Origin of the sequence: Paraglaciecola sp. T6c (genome assembly GCF_000014225.1) — a bacterium.
Lineage (GTDB): Bacteria > Pseudomonadota > Gammaproteobacteria > Enterobacterales > Alteromonadaceae > Paraglaciecola > Paraglaciecola atlantica_A.
In genome coordinates this window covers 1,322,907-1,341,323 of record NC_008228.1, presented here as the reverse complement: position 1 = coordinate 1,341,323, position 18,417 = coordinate 1,322,907, and the positions used below count along the sequence as shown (strand labels likewise).

General features: G+C 44.7%; 11 protein-coding genes and 1 riboswitch. Of the genes, 5 read left to right on the top strand and 6 right to left on the bottom strand.

All coding sequences use genetic code 11. The features are described 5' to 3' along the window. The first annotated feature begins 339 nt into the window (after positions 1–339). Positions 340–518: riboswitch (cobalamin riboswitch) on the top strand. Positions 519–698: 180 nt separating this feature from the next. After that, entirely contained in the window at positions 699–2,576 is a 1,878-nt protein-coding gene (locus tag PATL_RS05665; RefSeq protein ID WP_011573971.1) for a TonB-dependent receptor plug domain-containing protein, read from the top strand. A 176-nt stretch (positions 2,577–2,752) separates the two neighbouring features. On the opposite strand, the gene PATL_RS05660 is transcribed toward PATL_RS05665, so the two are convergent. The 3 genes from PATL_RS05660 to PATL_RS05650 form a co-directional block, all read right to left on the bottom strand. Further along, positions 2,753–4,216, bottom strand: a complete 1,464-nt coding sequence (locus tag PATL_RS05660) for a carbon starvation CstA family protein (protein WP_011573970.1) — start codon at positions 4,214–4,216, stop codon at positions 2,753–2,755. Positions 4,217–4,506: 290 nt separating this feature from the next. Then, complete coding sequence (locus tag PATL_RS05655) at positions 4,507–5,100, bottom strand: ankyrin repeat domain-containing protein (RefSeq protein WP_011573969.1); 594 nt, start codon at positions 5,098–5,100, stop codon at positions 4,507–4,509. Positions 5,101–5,284: 184 nt separating this feature from the next. Beyond that, positions 5,285–6,895: a catalase gene (locus PATL_RS05650; RefSeq protein WP_011573968.1), complete on the bottom strand. Its 1,611-nt coding sequence runs from the start codon at positions 6,893–6,895 to the stop codon at positions 5,285–5,287. A 598-nt stretch (positions 6,896–7,493) separates the two neighbouring features. Between PATL_RS05650 and PATL_RS05645 the strand changes: the two genes are divergently transcribed. The 4 genes from PATL_RS05645 (at position 7,494) to PATL_RS05630 (ending at position 12,313) form a co-directional block, all read left to right on the top strand. Further along, complete coding sequence (locus PATL_RS05645) at positions 7,494–8,768, top strand: ectonucleotide pyrophosphatase/phosphodiesterase (RefSeq protein ID WP_011573967.1); 1,275 nt, start codon at positions 7,494–7,496, stop codon at positions 8,766–8,768. Between the two features lie 114 nt (positions 8,769–8,882). After that, on the top strand, positions 8,883–10,295 hold the full coding sequence (locus PATL_RS05640; protein WP_011573966.1) for a hypothetical protein: 1,413 nt from the start codon (positions 8,883–8,885) through the stop codon (positions 10,293–10,295). A 149-nt stretch (positions 10,296–10,444) separates the two neighbouring features. After that, positions 10,445–11,812, top strand: coding sequence for an oxygen-independent coproporphyrinogen III oxidase (hemN, locus tag PATL_RS05635; RefSeq protein WP_011573965.1), 1,368 nt, complete (start codon positions 10,445–10,447; stop codon positions 11,810–11,812). Between the two features lie 81 nt (positions 11,813–11,893). Continuing rightward, positions 11,894–12,313, top strand: coding sequence for a hypothetical protein (locus PATL_RS05630; RefSeq protein WP_011573964.1), 420 nt, complete (start codon positions 11,894–11,896; stop codon positions 12,311–12,313). A gap of 204 nt (positions 12,314–12,517) precedes the next feature. On the opposite strand, the gene PATL_RS05625 is transcribed toward PATL_RS05630, so the two are convergent. The 3 genes from PATL_RS05625 to PATL_RS05615 form a co-directional block, all read right to left on the bottom strand. Further along, positions 12,518–14,920, bottom strand: a complete 2,403-nt coding sequence (locus PATL_RS05625) for a zinc-dependent metalloprotease (RefSeq protein WP_011573963.1) — start codon at positions 14,918–14,920, stop codon at positions 12,518–12,520. A 347-nt stretch (positions 14,921–15,267) separates the two neighbouring features. After that, positions 15,268–16,746: a hypothetical protein gene (locus PATL_RS05620; protein ID WP_011573962.1), complete on the bottom strand. Its 1,479-nt coding sequence runs from the start codon at positions 16,744–16,746 to the stop codon at positions 15,268–15,270. A gap of 431 nt (positions 16,747–17,177) precedes the next feature. After that, entirely contained in the window at positions 17,178–18,002 is an 825-nt protein-coding gene (locus PATL_RS05615; RefSeq protein WP_011573961.1) for a polysaccharide pyruvyl transferase family protein, read from the bottom strand. Between the last annotated feature and the right edge of the window lie 415 nt (positions 18,003–18,417).

Sequence of the window (18,417 nt, the reverse complement as noted above, 5' to 3'; positions counted from 1 at the left end):
CTTAGGTCTTAGGTCTTAGGTCTTAGGTCTTAGGTCTTAGGTCTTAGGTCTTAGGTCTTAGGTTTTAGGTTTTAGCATGAAGTCAACGAGATAACACCGGTGGTGCGGCGACATCAAAGGCTTGGGTTTGAAGCTGGGCGGCTGTTTACTTAGACAATTTATCATGGGTGTCATGATATTGGTTTTATCGGTTCTCACCGTGCATCATCGTGGGTGTCACAATATTAGTCGTTATCATGGGTGTCATGTTATTGGTTGATGGTGAGACGCGATACTACTGTGTATCAACTGCTGGGGTTGCGGCCTTATTCATTGACTTTGTAGCCCAGTGTTTGTATCGTCTCGCCCGCTATTCTAGGTGCCTGTTGGTTGTGAGCCATTTCAACTGAACAGGGTAAACGGGAAGTATGGTGTCACCAGACAAACATGGCTGTCTAGGTTAACCCATCGCTGCCCCCGCAACGGTAAGCATCCTTTGAGATGTCAGCCCGACACCGGCCTATGAACTAGTTATTTACGAATGAAGCGGAGGGCTTCATTAGAATGCACCTATCAAATTAACTTGTTGGTGGCTTTAGTTTTGACGCTATCTTATCCTTTTTAAACGTCATTTCACTGCATATCGCCGCAAGATTATAATAATTCACGCATTTTACCCCTCCTTCGATCGTTAACTTTTTTCAGATTGAGGAACACACATGCAACACCGCCCATTGGCTATCGCCATCTCTCTCGCGTTGGCTGTAAGCCCAGCTATCGCACAAACTACTGATGCTCAGGCAGCTAATTCAACAGACGTTGCTAGCAAAACCGACCGCCCGCTTGAACGTATGGTTGTAGTGTCAAGCCGGGTAGCTATGCCCATTCGTGAAATCGCTACGTCTGTATCAATTATGACCCGGGATGAAATTGAAACCCGTGGTTATATCAATTTAGCAGATGTGCTACGCACCCAGCCCTCAGTGACTGTGACAGGCAGTGGTAGCGTAGGCTCAGCCACCAGCTTACGTATTCGCGGTGAAGAAGGTTACCGCACGTTGGTACGTATTGATGGCGTTGATGTTTCTGACCCAACCGGCACTCAAGTCGGCCCTAAATTCGGGCAAATACAAAGTAGCAACATCAACCGTGTTGAAATACTCCGTGGTAGCCAAGGCTTGGTGTATGGCGCCGATGCTGGCGGGGTGATTAATATTGAAACCGCTAACGGTGTAGGCGCGCCCTCTGGTCACGTTTCAGCAGAATATGGGCGCTATAACGCGACCAATTTGGCGGCTGATGTAGGAGGTTCAAGAGATAAATTCGACTACTATGTTGCCGCATCTGATTTCTCAACCGATGGTTTTAACTCACTCATTGCTGACAATGAAACCCCAGACGCTGACGGATATGACAACACCACCCTTCATGCCCGGTTAGGTTATCAAGCCAGCGACAGTCTGAAACTTGGTTTTGTCGCTCGTAGTACCGATGCTGATGGCAAGTTTGATAATTGTGGCTTTGGTGAAACGGCCACCAATAACTGTACTAATGATTTCGAACAAACCAATGTTCGCGCCACGGCCAACTATGCACATGGAGCATCGAAGCATGAGTTTGCGCTGTCAAAAATGTTTATTGAGCGCAACAATTACACGCAAGGCGTGTTCAGTTTTGGCGCCAAGGGCTATACAGAAAGAGCGGAGTATTTAGGTAACACGGAACTGAATCAAGACTCTAGCTTAATTTACGGTATTGACTGGGAAAAAGAAGCCATTACCAGTACCGATGACGCGCGAATTCAGCGAGGTTATTATCTTGAATACCAAAGTGAAGTACTGAAAGACTTTTTCATTACCGCAGGTGTGCGCCATGACGACAACGAAGATTTCGGCGAGCACACGAGCTATCGGTTAAGCAGTGCTTATATTTGGACAATCGGTGAGAACGAACTCAAACTGCGCGGGGCCTACGGTACCGGTTTTAGAGCGCCAAGCTTATACGAAATCGGCTATAACGCTGGGCCTTTTGCTAGGGCACCAGCCACTGATACTGCATTAAAAGAAGAGACCACCAAAGGCTATGAGGTTGGCCTAACCTACTCTTTGGCCTCTGGCTCACAGTTTGAAGCCACTTACTTTGATCAAAAGATAGAAGACAGCATTTACTTTGATCTCGCCGCTTTTTCGGGTTACTTACAAGACTTAGGCGAAAGCTCGTCCAAGGGTATCGAGCTCATTGCAGACGTGCTTGTTACCGATACTATTGGTGTCACCGCTAATTATACCTACAACGATACTGAAGATACCGCTGGTGACCAGCGCCGCCGTCGCCCCCGTAACTCAGGTAGCGTCAGCGTGTATTACGACAATAACACGTGGAAGTTAGCCGCTAGCCTGCGCTCATCTCATGATTCGGTCGATGGCGTAGCACTCAAAGGCTATGAAGTGATGGATATCAGCGCACGTTATACGGTTAATCAAAATTTAAGCCTGTCAGCGCGCGTAGAAAATGCCTTTGATGCGAACTACCAAGATATTGCAGCTTATAACACCTCAGGTGCGGCGGGTTACATTGGTGCTCAGTACCAGTTTTAATCGCTGAATATTGAAAAGCATTTACGTTTTATCTAACTCAAAAGGGATGCCGCGGCATCCCTTTTTTAAGGGTTAATCTTGTCCAAATCAGCCTCAGCTTCCCATAAAAAAAGCTAACCGTTTCGGGTTAGCTTTGTTAATCAGTCATTGTTAGTTAAAGCCTATGTACGAGGCAGTTAAGCCGCAACCTGTTTATGTTTATTATGTGCTAGCACTAACAAAATCAAACCAATCACCACCACAACTGCACCGATTGGCCTGCCTAAATCTGGTGATAAGTTAAAGCCGATAGCCGCAGTCATAATATAAGAAATGGTAACGCCAGTGGTGATCACAGCTGGAATACTCGCAATCCAATGGAAGGTGCCTCTGTCAAACAAGTACTTGGTCGCTAACCACAACACGCTGGTTGAAAGCAACATATTGGAAAACGCGAAGTAACGCCAAATCACCGTGAAGTCTAACTTTGTCATAAAATAGGCAATGGTCAAAATAGGCAGTGCTAGCAACAAGCGGTTACGGATACTTTGGGGAATGTTAAACGCGTCAACCACCGTCAAACGAAGCGAGCGAAACGCTGTATCACCAGAAGTGATCGGGAACACCGCGACCGCAACAATAGCCATGATTCCGCCAAATACACCTAAGTAACTATTGGCTACATGATTAACGACCAAACCTGGTCCGCCTGTATCAAGCATAGCTTTGAGACCAGCGTATCCTTCGGGGAAGGCCGCGATACCTGCTAGAGCCCAAACACAGGCCACTATACCTTCACACACCATGGCGCCATAATAAACTGGACGCACGTACTTTTCGTTAGTTAAACAACGGGCAATAATAGGGGCTTGGGTAGAGTGAAAACCGCTGATCGCACCACAGGTGATAGTAACGAATAACAGGGGCCAAGTCGGCAACCCATCAGGATTAGGAGCTAAGAAATCATGGGCATGATCCGCTTCGAAGTATGCCCAGAAATCGCCGGTAACCGGCAGGTGCGGCGCATCAATAAGTAGGGCCACGGCAATCATACTGGTCATTACAATCATCAATAAACCAAAGATTGGGTAAAACTTAGTGATAATTTTATCGATAGGTAACAAGGTCGCTAAAAAGTAGTAACCCAAAATCACTAATACCCAGAAGGTATTGTCCGCCAATATGGTCCCTTGAAACGAGTCTAAGTTACTTAATAGACCCGCCGGACTCATGATAAACACCACCCCCACAAAAAATAAGAGCATAGCGGTAAATATCAACATGAATCCCTTAAAGACCACATTGTAATAGTGCCCAGCAATCTCAGGCAGACTCTTGCCATCTTCTTTGATGCTCATCACACCTGAGAAATAATCATGCACAGCGCCGCCTAACACATTACCAATCACAATCCACACTAATGCGACCGGACCGTATAAAGCACCTAATATCGGCCCGAAGATAGGCCCAACACCGGCGATGTTCAAAAACTGAATCAGAAACGCACGTACCGGGTGAATAGGCACATAATCCACGCCTTCGCTAAAGCGAGTTTGTGGCGTGGCAACCGTGGGGTCGATCCCTGCTTGTTTTTCAACAAAGGGGCTATAAAACTTATAACCGAGGATCAAGATAGTGATACAAATAAAAAAAATGATCATAACAGCGCGTATCTCTGTTCAAAGTGATTCCAATTAGAGCGCGCCCAGCGCACCCCGCTTTTCATTCCATGAAGTTGTTTCATTGATTAACAGAACGTTAATTTGAGCGCGAGATAATAACAAAGTCCGGTAAAACAAAACATGATAAACGAGACTATTTCAGACGTTGATCACAAGAAAATGTAACTAAGTTGCATTTATGCCTAACTATTAAGCACACATATAAACTGGTAAGACCTATATTTACAGCGAGTGAGTATACACAGGGCTTACAGCGCTGTTCGACAGGTTTAGTTTGCTGTTCTTTTTTCCATCAACGCCTCAGCCAATTCATAATTACCTTGGCTTAACGCTATATCCACCAAGCTATTGCCTGAACTGTCTTTGGCCGTTAAATTGGCTCCCGCTTCGGTTAACGCTGAGATAATATCCGTGCGATTGAAAAGCGTAGCAAACATAGCGGCGGTTTGGCCGTTGCTATTGGCTTGATCAATATCGCAATCAGCGCTAATAAGTGCCTTTATCGCTCCGAAATTCCCCTTGAAGATAGCGCCCATCAAAGCGGTGTTTCCTGAGTTGTCTTCTTGACAAGCATTTACATCAGCATGAGCTAACAAATATTCTACCGCATCGGTTTTGCCATGATAGGCCGATAGAATAAGCGCGGTGTAGCCTTTTTGGTCTGCAACATTTGGGCTTAGCCCGGCAGTGTAATACGCACGTAAAGTGGGGATATCACCTTGCCGTGCTGCATCAAAGTAAACCGTTTGTAGGTGTGTGCCATCAACAGGCTGTGCTTGGCCCGCAAAGGCTAATGTTGACGCTAATATCAAAAAGCAGCATGTCATTAAAATTTTTAGTGGTAATTGGATGATGCGATTCATGCCTTAGTCCTCTTATGCTTGCTAAAACATAATGTTAAGAAAAAAATTGGCGTGCCGGGTGTTCTACTCTTAACACGCCATTATTACTGATTTTACCTGAGCCTTGCTTTTACACATCGCATCTTGCTCGAGCGCATATTTGTGATGACATGCAAACAGCGGCTAGATGCTAGATGTGAACTGCTTACAACTCAGCCTTGTATGAAATACGGCTGAAATCATCAGCGACTTTCTTGGCACGCTTTTCAAGTGCAGCTTGGTTGTCCATCAATTGCTTGGCGGTCGCTTTCACTTTGCTTATTGGTGCACTGGCTAATTTAGCCACGCCTGTTCCGTAATGTTTGTCAGCGTTGTACATATATGCACTGATAATCACGCGGATTTCTTCTTCAGGAACACCCGCTAAGGTTGTGCCTAAGTTTTCAATCAAGTGCTGCTGCTCGACTTTGCTAAATGAACGGAATTTCTCACCGGCTTGGGCAAAGTTACGCTGTTTGTAGAACGGCGCTTGTTGAGTCGTTCCCGACAAAGGCGTTTGGGCATATTTGTACTGGTTGTCGTCATCTAATGCTACGCGGCGACTTGGTTGATAATTCACATCACGTGTGCTGTTGGTGGTGCGCAATTTACCGTGTTGCTCGTGGTTATTGATCGCAGCATTACGTGGTGCATTAATCGGAATTCGGTATGCGTTTACGCCGATTCTGTAACGCTGCGTATCAGCATAAGAGAATAAACGACCTTGTAGCATTCTGTCTTCAGATGGCTCAATACCGGGTATCAAGTTACTTGGTGCAAACGCGGCTTGTTCTGTTTCTTCAAAAAAGTTATCAGGCACACGGTTAAGGGTTAACTTGCCGATTTTCTTGGCTGGTATAAGCGATTCAGGCCAGATTTTAGTGGTATCTAACGGATTAAAGTCGAAGTCATCAAGTTGCTGGGGCTCCATCGTTTGTAAGTACAGATCCCAAGAAGCGGTTTCGCCTTTTTCGCCAATACGGGTGTAAATATCCGTCGTCATCGGCTGAAAGTCTTTACCTTGCATTTCTTGCGCTTCTTGGGCCGTAAAGTTCTTCTGACCTTGCTTGGTTTTCCACGTTAGTTTGAAATATTTCACTTGGCCTTTGGCATTCACAAATTTAAAGGCATGAACACTTGAGCCATCCATATTCAGGTAGCTCTTTGGCGTACCCATGTCTGAAAACAAATGCGTTAGCATGTGAGTGGACTCAGGCACATGAGAGAAAAAGTCGAACAAACGTGCTGCGCTTTGTTTGTTCGTCACGGGTGACGGCTTAAGGCTGTGCACCATATCTGGGAATTTGATTGCATCACGAATAAAGAAAATCGGGAAGTTGTTACCGACTAAATCCCAGTTACCTTGCTCGGTGTAAAACTTGACTGCGAATCCACGAGGGTCGCGCAAGGTTTCAGGAGATTGATGACCATGGATAACCGCAGAGAAACGCACAAATACGTCTGTTTTCTTGTTTTCGCTTTGAAACGGTGCTGCAACCGTTATGTCTGACAGGTCAACGTAGTTTTCATAGTAGCCGTGAACGCCGGTGCCACGGGCATGCACTACGCGCTCTGGTGTGCGCTCTCTGTCAAACGCAGCTAATTTTTCAATTAAATGGCTGTCTTGCAATAACACTGGGCCCCATGGTCCAGCTGTTTGTGAATTTTGGTTATCGCCCACTGGCGCACCATTTTGGCGAGTCAGCGTTTCTGCGCTGGACATGGTAGCAACGCTAAAAAGCGTAGCCGCAATAAGAAGTGAAGCTTTTATTTTCATTTTAGTTCTCCGAGGAAATCTTAAGTATCCCAAGCGCCTTTGTGTGTTCGGTACTTAATCAACTTTTATTATTTTTATAACCAGAAGACGACGCCTTAAAGGGCAAGTACTTCTGGTTACGTGAGTTGAAAGCAAGCCGCTATCTGTTGTTGCGAACTACTTTTAACGGCCTATTTCTGGGCTGGACTGAAGTATGCTGAGAAAGGGAAAATCAATAAAATGATTAAACAAGATTGTGGCAATCTAGAAATACGATGAAAGGAAAGTACGGTGGCGTGCTAGCAAGATTACTAATACTGCCCCAGTGCATTTTAGGCGCAGCTAATTTAAGCAGCCGTTAATTTATGCAGCACTTAATTCAAGGTGCAGTTAATTGAAAGTGCCATGCCTTTAAAAATTCGGCGTACTTTTGCTACACCGCGTTCCATTCAAGCGAGCAAGGTATACATTGCCATGAAAAGTTCATACACCTTTGTGTAGTCGTCAGCATTTATTCGCTATAGTGAGCCCTCAAAATGAGGCTATTAAGCGTGTTATTAGTTAGCTTGTGAAAATACCTGTTTTAACAACTTTCAGTTACCACTTTGTAGGAAATTGTATGCCCCTTTCTCGCTGGTTAATCGCTCTGGTTTCACTGACACTGAGTAGTTTTGTCCATGCTCAAGCAGCCAAGCCTTATGTCATCATGGTGGGTGTTGATGGTTTGCGCCCTGCTAGCGTTACCCAAAAAAACATGCCGAACTTATACGCCCTTGGGCAGCAAGGCGTCACTGCAAAAAGCATGACGCCAGCGATGCCAACGAAGACCTTTGTCAATTTTTATTCTATCGCCACCGGGCTGCACCCAAAGCATCATGGGATAGTATCTAACTACCCGTTTGACAGGCCGCTCAATCGTAAATTTTCGCGCAATACGGATGCAACAGACCCTTACTGGTGGGGAGGAGAGCCCATTTGGATCACCGCTGAAAAGCAGGGGATGAAGGCTGCCACGTATTTTTGGGTCGGTTCAGAAGTGGATATTAATGAAATCAGCCCTTCTTATCGAAAGACCTACAATCAAAACAAGGATTACGCTGAGCGAGTTACTGAAGTGTTGCAATGGTTGTCGCTTCCCGAAGCGCAACGACCACATCTTGTTACCTTGTATTTTTCCGCAGTGGACAGCGCGGCTCACGATTTCGGCGTCAATTCTACAGAAGAAATAAGTGCACTTGCACGCATTGACCAACATATTGGAGAGTTGCTCGCTGGGCTGCAGAAACTAAAGGGTTATCAAGACATAAATGTGGTGGTGGTTTCCGATCACGGCATGATTGACTTGAGCTCTGAACGAGTCATCAACCTAGACACTTTGGTAAATTGGTCAGATTTTGTCGTTTCAGACTGGCCTAAAGACACTTCCTCCGTATTTTCCCCCTTTTTGAACTTATATGGTGAACGTTCGCACGTAGACAGTGCATATCAAGCACTAACGATGAACCACATTGCGCATCTACGCGTGATAAAGCGCCCTGCACTCGCACAAAAATATCAGTTCAATCATCCTCAACGCGGCCCTGATCTGATGCTGTTAGCAGACCCTGGCTGGAGTATTTATGCCAGTCAAGATAAAAGCCAACCGAATGCATCGACATTAACACACACCGCAACCCATGGTTATGATAACCAAGCACCAGAAATGGCAGCGACCTTTATTGCCAACGGCCCAGCTTTTGCTAAACAGACGACTTCCAATCGTTTCGATAACATCGAAGTGTATAACTTAATTGCTTGTGCGCTGGGCATAAAACCCGCCCAAAACGACGGCAAGATGTCGAATGTTCGACACATTTTAAGTGCCGAGAAACAATCATGCTTGGCAGAACGCTGAGTTAGCTTAGGCTAAAAACGCTAACACCTTACGCAATAAGGGTTTTATTGCGTATAATGGCAACTAACAAACCAATCACCATGTTGGTACATCCCCTACAATTTTGGAGAGACCATGGACAAACAGACCAGTTCGCGAAATACCAGCGCCAAAGCATTACGCCTAAACCTAGACGAGAAAAAGTACGGCACGATCGTAGAAATTGGCGCAGGCCAAGAAGTCGCGAGGCAGTTTTTCTTAGCGGGTGCGGCGGCGGGTACCATCGCTAAAACCATGTCTGCTTATGATATGAAGTTCTCTGATGCTATTTACGGCGTACAAGAAGACAGACGTTACGTAAGTAAAGCGCGAGTCAAGGCGATGATGGAACAGGAGTTCGAGCTGGTACTTGACCGCGTCGGCGATACCCGTTCTCGCTCGTCTCGTTATTTTGCCTACGCCGCCACTGTTGCGGCAAAGAGTTTCAATCGTGCGAATGAATGCCATGCTTGGTGTGGTGTTCGCGTACAAATGTATCCTGGTGCTGAACCATCTGATATCACGGTTCACGTGCGCATGCTTGACGATAACGCGGAAGCCCAGCAGCAAGCGTTAGGTGTAATCGGTGTAAACCTCATTTATGCTGCTTACTACTATTTTGAGAATCCGAAAAAAATTATCGACTCGTTAACGGATAACATCAAAGCCAATCGAATCGAAATAGACTCAATTGAATTCAAGGGCCCCTACTTTGAAGATGTTGATAACCGCGCGAAAAACATTCATCTGATCAGAAGCTGGAAGACCCGTGCCATCATGTTTAAACCTGATGGTACCGTGGCGGTTCCTGCTGAAATGCTATACAAAAAGAACGTACTGACCATTCGTGGTTCGTTTAGGCCAGTCACCAAACTGAATGTAGACATGATAGAGCAAGGGCAACTGGCTTTTGGCAAGCTACCCGGGGTAGAAAAAGGCAATACGGTTGCTATTGCCGAAATCACCCTGAACGACAGCCGAGGAAATGACGCAAAAGTCCCCTCTAAAGACATTATCGCCAGAGTGCAATTGCTCAACTCTTTGGGTTACAACGTGATGGTTTCGGATTACACCCGTTACTTCTCGCTACGTGCTTATTTCAGGCAATATACCAAGTTACAGATTGGTATAGTGGTGGGTATGATCAACATCAAACAAATTTTCGACGAGGAATCTTACCGCGGGGTTGAAGGCGGAATTCTAGAGGGCTTTGGTAAGTTATTCCCGGATAACACCCGACTATTTGTTTACCCTGAACTGGATAGCGAAGGTGAATTAAACGACTTTACTTCGGTAAAAGTACCTGATCATCTGCGCTTTTTGTATCGCCACTTATTAGAAAATAACTTTATTCAGGGCATCGATTGCAGCGACCCGAACTTGTTCAAGATATTCTCCCGAGACGTACTTAAACAGGTGACCAAAGGTAGAGGTGAGTGGGAAAATGCCCTGCCTGAAGGCGCGGTCGAAGAAATTATGAAAAATAACTTTTTTGGATTTAAAGGCTAAATTCTAACTCCCGCCTATCAATAGACCACAAGGCTGACTCATATTTCAGCCTTGTGGTTTATTGTTCTAGATCAATTTTGATTTCTGTACGTTATTTATACTGCGCTTGTTACCCCTTATTTCACTGAGTTAACTTGCGAGCACACTTCATGCACCCATCTGTTACGTTAGATCCCGCTTTACTTGAAAAATATCCACTTCGTGGACCGCGATATACGTCTTATCCGACAGCGCCAAACTTCACCCCCTTATTCAAGCAAGCCGATTTCTTAAACGCTGCAGAGCAAAGTGATAACAAAAACCTCTCTTTATATGTACACATCCCGTTTTGCCATTATCTTTGCTACTACTGTGGCTGCAATAAAATTGTGACCCAGTTACAGACCAAAGCAAATGTGTACCTTAAGCATCTAATTGAAGAAATAAAGCAGCAAGCCAAGCACTTTGGGGCGAAAGCGGTTACTCACTTACACTTCGGCGGCGGAACACCCAATTTTCTAACTGACGATCAGTTACTGCAACTGATGAACGAGCTCAAAACGCATTTTTATTTCACCACTGACGCACAAATAAGTATCGAGATAGACCCAAGAGATATGACCGTTGGGCGTATTGATGCCATGGCAGACATGGGATTCAACCGTTTGAGTATCGGTTTACAAGATACAGATCCTAAAGTACAAAAAGCGATCAATAGGGTGCAGTCGACGGAACTCATAGCGTCTTTGGTGGCTCGTGCCAAAGAGCGTCACTTTCGTTCAGTCAACTTAGATCTTATTTACGGCCTGCCTTTTCAAACCCCTGAAAGTTTTGCCAATACATTAGAGGCCGTACATGCGATGCAAGTGGAGCGTGTGTCACTGTTTAGCTATGCCCACTTACCAGAGCGTTTTGCTGCACAGCGAAAATTGTCAGTAGACGCCCTACCGGACACAGAGCAAAAGCTCGCGTTAATGCATCTAGCTGTGGATAAACTTACCCAATTTGGATATCAATTCATCGGCATAGATCACTTTGCGTTACCGAATGATGAATTAGCGCTAGCCCAACAAAACAACAGCTTAATGCGTAACTTCCAAGGCTATACCACGGGGCAAAATACCGACCTGCTAGGGTTAGGAGTATCTGCAATTAGCGCCGTGGGCGAGAGCTACAGCCAGAACCAAAAAGGACTTGCTGATTACTACTACGCCATCGAACACCAGAAATCCGCCCTTGAGAAAGGATTGAAACTCAGCAAGGACGACCGTATTCGACGCCGAGTGATTAGCGACATTATGTGTAATTCCATGGTTGATAAAACCGCTATCTCTGTGTGCTTTGATATAGATTTTGATGAGTACTTTGCTAGCGAATTGCGTGGATTAACTATGTTTATTCAAGATGGTTTGATGCTAAATTTACCCCACGCACTTTACGTTCAGCCCAAAGCCCAACTCTTGTTACGCAGCATTTGCATGGCATTTGATGCCTATCTGGGGCTCGATACACAGCAGAAGTTTTCAGCGACGATATAGTAAAATACTACGCTATGTGATCAAGGAAGATCTGTGTTATACCTAAGGTGTATTTTGAGTTAAATCAAAGGAATAGACTCGATGGTCAACAGAAGTTTTCCTATTCATGGAAGTTTGTATATATGCGTAGAACTAGAGTTAATGATTATTCGTGCTCGCGGCCCAGCTAACACTGAAATGGTGTTGCAATACCAGCGCGAAATAAATCAATACAGAGAGCAGTTATGTGACAAACCATGGACCAGTTTGACTGTACTGAGTGGTGAGCCCTTATTGCCACCTGAAGCGGCAGGGATGATGGTTGAATCAATCAAGCAAGCTGAGCATATGAACCTTGTGGCCACAGCAATTGTGTTTGATGATGTACAATACAAATCTATAGCAGAGCAGTTTTGGGAAAGCATATATCAACGTACTTCCTTAAAATACGCATTTTTTGACGATGAAACATCCGCTAAAAAATGGCTGAAAGAAGAATTAAACGCAGCCCAGTCACAGTAGAACGTGCGTTTTTAGCTTTTTAAGTAAATCACCATAATGCATATGTCGTTGACGCTTTAGAAGTCATCGACAACGCAAATCCTTTTCACCTTGCCTTACTTGCAGTGATCAATCTCTCCTTTTTAACTTGAGAACGAATGACTTGAGTACGAATGACTTGAGCATAAGCTATTAAGCGCACTTAATAGCTTATTGCGAGAGGTGTTAAATGGGTGAGCCTGGTGGCAAAGGCTTGGGTTCGAAATGTGTTGGCCATTTTCCAGTTTGCCAAAACTGATTAAGCTGTTCCGCTAACACGCGGTTTTGCCCACGCTTTTTCAAGCTGCCTAACCACTGGGTTAAATCGCGCAGTTGTAATTCAATCGCGCTTGCCACTTCCGGTGCTAATTCAGGCGAAGCTAACAATTTGACTAAACCATCGAGCACCACATAATTGATCCGCTGTGCAAGTTGGTTAGCGCTGTCTTGTTTTAAGCTGCGTGCCAACAAAGTGGAGATAACACTATGAACGCTCGGGGCTTCTTTATTCAGACTATGTTGCTGCGCCAATCGATTTAAACGCTGAGGTTGCAGTAACAAGGACAAGCTGTAATTTGCCGCGGACTCCCCAGCCGATACCGGGTCGAACGTTAGCCCAGTACGACCTTTAAAGCTCTCGCGGTTGCGTGATTCACCATAGGCTTTAGGCGGGATTAATTTTACGATATGTTCAGGCACACTCAAAAAGGCAGGTTGCATGGTATCCAAAATCGCATTCAATGCTGCTTGTTGCGCTTTATCGTCAACCGGCTTCGCGCCTTTAGCATTATTATAATCCCCCTTACTTTCATACTCATATTCCACCCCGCCAATCAGTTTTGCCGCTGCATCTAACTGATAACGATGAAGTAAATATATTGGTACAAAACGCTCTTCTAATGAAGATAACGTATCGCCAGTAGGAATGCTGTTAATACCGAACTGCTGCATTGCAACGCTGCGAACATCGCTAATTCGCTTTAACTCAGCCGCGGCATCTTCACCATTATCCCATAAACTGCCTGATGGGTTAGCCGCGTGTAAAGGCCGAGCATCGGGATCGGATTGATAACGCATGCCACTGGCACGTGCTTGTGTCACCAATTCGTTTAAGCCTGTCGTTTCATCTTGAGTATTGACATAGGTTTGGTAGCCATAGGCAATCACGTAGTCATCCCATTTACCCATGCCTGTCGCGTAAGCACCTTCTAAACTGATTCTGTCGTTTTTTACGGTGATAAGCGGATGCGGATAATCCATTACTGACTCACGGCCATACTCGCTGGCAGCGAAATTATGGGAAATACCTAAGGTGTGCCCCACTTCATGGGCAGACAATTGACGAATACGCGCCAGCGCCATCTCTTGTTGCGCTTGCGTGTCAGTAACGCCTTCCGCTTTAGTGAAGGGGCTGGTTAAGCCAAGAGCGATTAAATAATCTTGGCGAACTCGCAACGAACCAAGCGTTACGTGGCCTTTGATGATTTCCCCCGTGCGAGGGTCAACCACTGAGCTGCCGTAAGACCAACCGCGAGTCGCTCTGTGCACCCATTGGATCACGTTGTAGCGCACATCCATTGGGTCAGCACCTTTTGGTAGCACCTTCACTTGAAACGCATCTTTGTAGCCAATTTTACTAAAGGCTTGGTTCCACCAGCGCGCACCGTCAAGTAATGCACCTAAAACGGGTTCAGGAATACCTGGGTCGAGGTAGTACACGATAGGCTCAACCGCTTCACTGGTTTTAGCCTTGGGGTTTTTCTTACTTAGGCGATGGCGAGGAATAAACTGCGTCGTCATGCTTCGATCAAGCGGCGCTGAATAGTCCTGATAACCCAACGCCCAATACCCTGAAAACGGGACAAACTTGCGTGGTTGGTACTTATTGTCAGGTAAGCGAACAAGCGAGTGGTGCAAATGCACCGAAATACTCTTTGGCGCAGGCGTCACTTGTTTTACATACTCCCCGGGCTGGCTACCAGCAAACGTCACCAGTGATTCAAGCTCGGTATTATCCACAAAGGCTTTGCTGCGCGCTAAATATACACCGCTTCGGGTAGCATCAGGGCTATAGCTGCCCTGCTTGGTCGTATTTAAACGATCGCTAATCTGGTGAATATCAGACAGTAGAAAATCCGTGTAATCCACCAGCACAATCTTTTCGTTAGAGGCGACAACAGGTAATCCTACTAATACAGAGTCAGCGAACGCTTCATCGATACTGGCCTGTTCAGCGGGATTAGCTGATGTCGCTCGATACGCTGTATTTAGTTGTTTGAGCATCACTTTGTTACCAAAGCGTTGAAACTCGACCAAGCGCGTCTTGCCTAACTGACCACGATCAAGGCCGATATCGTTCGAGCCAATACCTTGGGGCATGCTGCTTTGAAATAAGAACGGCTGCGACAGCTTATCGATGCGTAAATAGACTTTGTCGTTCTCGCCGTCGTAATAAAAATCAAAAAAGCCAGCTTTGTGCTCCATCCCATCGGTGAATTCAGCAATACTCTGTGCGTTCGCCGCGCCAGCCATTAAACACATTAGCGCGCTCAATAAAAAAACAACGCCCCTTCCCCTTAATAACAGCATCTGCGCTCCTTTTAGCATGAACATGAATATAATTATTGGTTTGATTTTATAGATATTCTTGGCAATACATTAGCGAGTTTTTACTTTTATCAAAAGCGTCATGAGAGAAATGCGTGCAGATTTATTAAAAGTAAGTCGTAAAGCCTTGCGATGAGTCCACACACTCAACACTCGCTTCTGCATAGAAGATAAGTATCTTGGCTCTAAAAGATGGCTAAATTTTATATCAGAACGCGTACCGCATTTCGCTCTTAGCTAGCAAATCCGTTAGCTACTACCTTAAAAGTGAGATTTTGAACGCGATCCATGGCGCTGATTCAGCACATGGGAGGGCTTAAAAATGGATGCTAGACCAGACCAACCGCCTTTTTGATACGCCAAGGGAGCGGCCATTTGCCGAACCCTAATTCCTGTAAGTAATCCGCCAAGTCATAATTAAATTTAAACTCAAGTAAACTGGGGTTTAGCACCTCAATTGTTTTAGTGATGAGCGCATAAGGTGATTTACGATAACTGACATCAGTCGATAATCCTGCTTCCAAATATGCTCTGCAGTTCATTGGAGACAGTTGATCCATCACCGCCTCAGAAAACGCCATACCACAAGCCGCCCAAACACCTAAACGATGTTCCCAGTAAAACAGGTCCAATATATTTACAGGTAAGTCATCAGGTAAGCTGTCGAGCCAATGCTTACATCCTTTTATCGCAATCGGGTTACTACCGAACCCCGAGCGCTGCGCTAAAAATTCAGGTGTAAGACGATCAGGATGCACGCCATCTTCGTAGTAATAGCAACGTGTCACTTCGGAAATCAAACCAAGAAGATGCGTTTTATCGTTTATTGTATTTTTAACCGCTAGCGTCGCTTGTAACGATGGGTCATAACGCATTCCGCCAACATTGATTTGCAACTGCTTATTTAATTCATCATTCTGCTTTGCCGTTGCGGCAGATTTCACGGAAGATTGCACAAAATGATGTTTAAGTTTGTACTTATTTTTTAGCTTAATCGGTATCGACTGATCGTGTTTAGGTGAATCCGTCCTTTTCACTGTGAAAAACTCGCATTGCTCCCAAATATTCATCGCACTGGCTAAAATAAGCCGAGAATCATACCCTCCGGTTAGATTCAGAACACAGCTGTTTCGTGCCGCTGCAGCTTCGGTAGCCCCCTTTACCAAATGAGCCATTTTCTCCGCAGCCGCCTCTACCGTCAGTGGCTCAAGCTGACCATTCGGCCAATAGCGCTCAGCAGCTAGCTCGTGCAAGTCAAGGTAATGATTGGGTAATAACTGATGTAAATCGCGATACGGCAATGCATAAATTGGCCAGCTGCCAGAGTGGGTAAAAGACTCAAATTCGTTTTGTAATTCAGTATCTTTGACCACGATTTCCAATGAATTCAATAAACTAGGGTGTGTACAAATGAAGCGATCGCCGGTTACAGATGTATGGTAAAAAACCGACTTTTGCCCCGCAGCATCGTGGTAAACACGGCTACACCCATTTATTGTGGCAATCAAAGCCCACCGCCCACTCAAAGAGTTCAAAGCTAGCTCTAAGTCAGCAAAACTATCGCACTCATCAGCGAAACGTTGAATTACGTCTTCGTTACACGCATTTACATGAACGGGATCAAGAAAGTCCCCCATCGCAATGTATTGTTGATGTTCTCTGATAATTTGAGTCACATTCAACTTTGGGTGAGCATAAAAGAAATAGTTCGAACTGAGCGTAGTTTTAATCCAATTGTCGAGAAACGGATTTAAAACCGGTGTAGATGAAAGTAAAAATTGCTTAGAAAATCGCAGCTGGGTAGACATATTTCAATCCTTGAAACGATAACGCGAATCAAGATTGTTAATTAAATGTAAACAAAAAGCAATGTGGATCTTGAAAGATCAAATTGAATCAAAGCACTCGCGTTAAATCGATTAGTCAGTTGAACCGTCGCAGTGAACGTGTAATCGATACAGACCAATGGCGAGTAAAGTAAATCTCGGCTTATACCAAAACGGAAGAGGAGGTCTAAAGAATGGAAGAAGCTGGTGACTCACCAGAGTAACAGCTCATTATCAACTAACGCTTGATTTACATTATTGCGTACCAGGCGGGTTTGCACGTGACTGAAAATAACTAACCGCACGTAGCTCTGCTTCGTTTTAGAGCGCAAACCATTTCGTGGCATTCCTTTGCCTCTAAATACCTAGCGCTCTAAATTATGAACTCTTATTTACGCAAAAAGCACCGTAGTTTACTGCGCCCATAAATCAAACGGGAACGCTTTAACAAGCGCATTTTGACGCTCTTTTAAGCTCGGAATAGGCTGTGAAACAAGAGATTTGGCTTCCTCAATATTGCTTACCTTATGATAAGAGTCTCTGCCTGTACCAAAATAATAGTCGTCATACTTAAATTGAGTTTCGCCGCTCCCTGAATCAAGAAAAATAGCATTTCTACCATACGCTTCAGCTAAAACTACGCCATGCAGACTCGAGCTAATAACAGTCTTTCCTTTGAGAATGGCTTTGATAAATTCGCCTGGATACATTCGAGGTGAAACGAGTATGTCTTCATATCCCTTGTAAAAACCCATATCATCATTTAACTGTGGCACGATCACAAAATCCTGTGAAGGTCCATCTGGGCACATTAGCTGCTCAGGGTAAAAAAGCGGGGACAAAATCGCTGGATCGCCATAAATTTCAGGACACGATATCCCCTTACTTATTAGATAATCTCTTGTTAATGGGCCTCGAATCGCTCTAACGTCTAGAGTATTGAATCGATGAGTACTCTCCGGAACTTTACCGTTTCTACCTGTCCCCCAAATGACATCATTGTCTACTGCAAAATGAAGTACCGAACCAATGGACAGTAGCTTGCTAGAATGAACTAATTTGTCCAATACAAATCGGTTCTTCAAGTGCAACATCTGCTGCACAGTATCTAAAGCTAAATAATCCCCAATGTTTGGCTCTTTTGATTTCGGTTGCCAATAATAAGCAAGAAGTTGCGCTTTTGACTCTACTTCAGCTTGGTAAAACCTTTCACTCTTACGCTTTTTAAAAAACTTCAACTACTTTCCCCCAATATAAAAAGCACTTTGCACACAAATATAGCCCAAGTGAGTATTTAATTTACCATTATAACGTTAAAAGCCACGAACATTATCGAAACAATTAAAGCAATTCCCTCATAACATTTATTATTGATAGTGAAAGCTCGTACTTGCAGCGAGTAAATCGATAACAAATACCAGACTTTCTAAATTTGGCCCAGCGGCCTAGGGTCAAAGAGTATGTTACTACTATTGCATTAAATTACCTTCAAGCGAATAACATCTCCACATACTCTAAAACACTTCGATAGAATTGAAAAATCACTGTTTTGTATCCACACTATACACCTCGGATACGACAAACGTGCTTATCATCATAACGAGTGAGTACTTAACAATTTTAAATTCACGACTCTTCTAATTGAGTAAAACG

Coding starts and splice junctions, on each gene's coding strand:
- PATL_RS05665 (WP_011573971.1), top strand. CDS start 699: ATGCAACACCGCCCATTGGCTATCGCCATCTCTCTCGCGTTGGCTGTA.
- PATL_RS05660 (WP_011573970.1), bottom strand. CDS start 4,216: ATGATCATTTTTTTTATTTGTATCACTATCTTGATCCTCGGTTATAAG.
- PATL_RS05655 (WP_011573969.1), bottom strand. CDS start 5,100: ATGAATCGCATCATCCAATTACCACTAAAAATTTTAATGACATGCTGC.
- PATL_RS05650 (WP_011573968.1), bottom strand. CDS start 6,895: ATGAAAATAAAAGCTTCACTTCTTATTGCGGCTACGCTTTTTAGCGTT.
- PATL_RS05645 (WP_011573967.1), top strand. CDS start 7,494: ATGCCCCTTTCTCGCTGGTTAATCGCTCTGGTTTCACTGACACTGAGT.
- PATL_RS05640 (WP_011573966.1), top strand. CDS start 8,883: ATGGACAAACAGACCAGTTCGCGAAATACCAGCGCCAAAGCATTACGC.
- hemN (WP_011573965.1), top strand. CDS start 10,445: ATGCACCCATCTGTTACGTTAGATCCCGCTTTACTTGAAAAATATCCA.
- PATL_RS05630 (WP_011573964.1), top strand. CDS start 11,894: ATGGTCAACAGAAGTTTTCCTATTCATGGAAGTTTGTATATATGCGTA.
- PATL_RS05625 (WP_011573963.1), bottom strand. CDS start 14,920: ATGCTGTTATTAAGGGGAAGGGGCGTTGTTTTTTTATTGAGCGCGCTA.
- PATL_RS05620 (WP_011573962.1), bottom strand. CDS start 16,746: ATGTCTACCCAGCTGCGATTTTCTAAGCAATTTTTACTTTCATCTACA.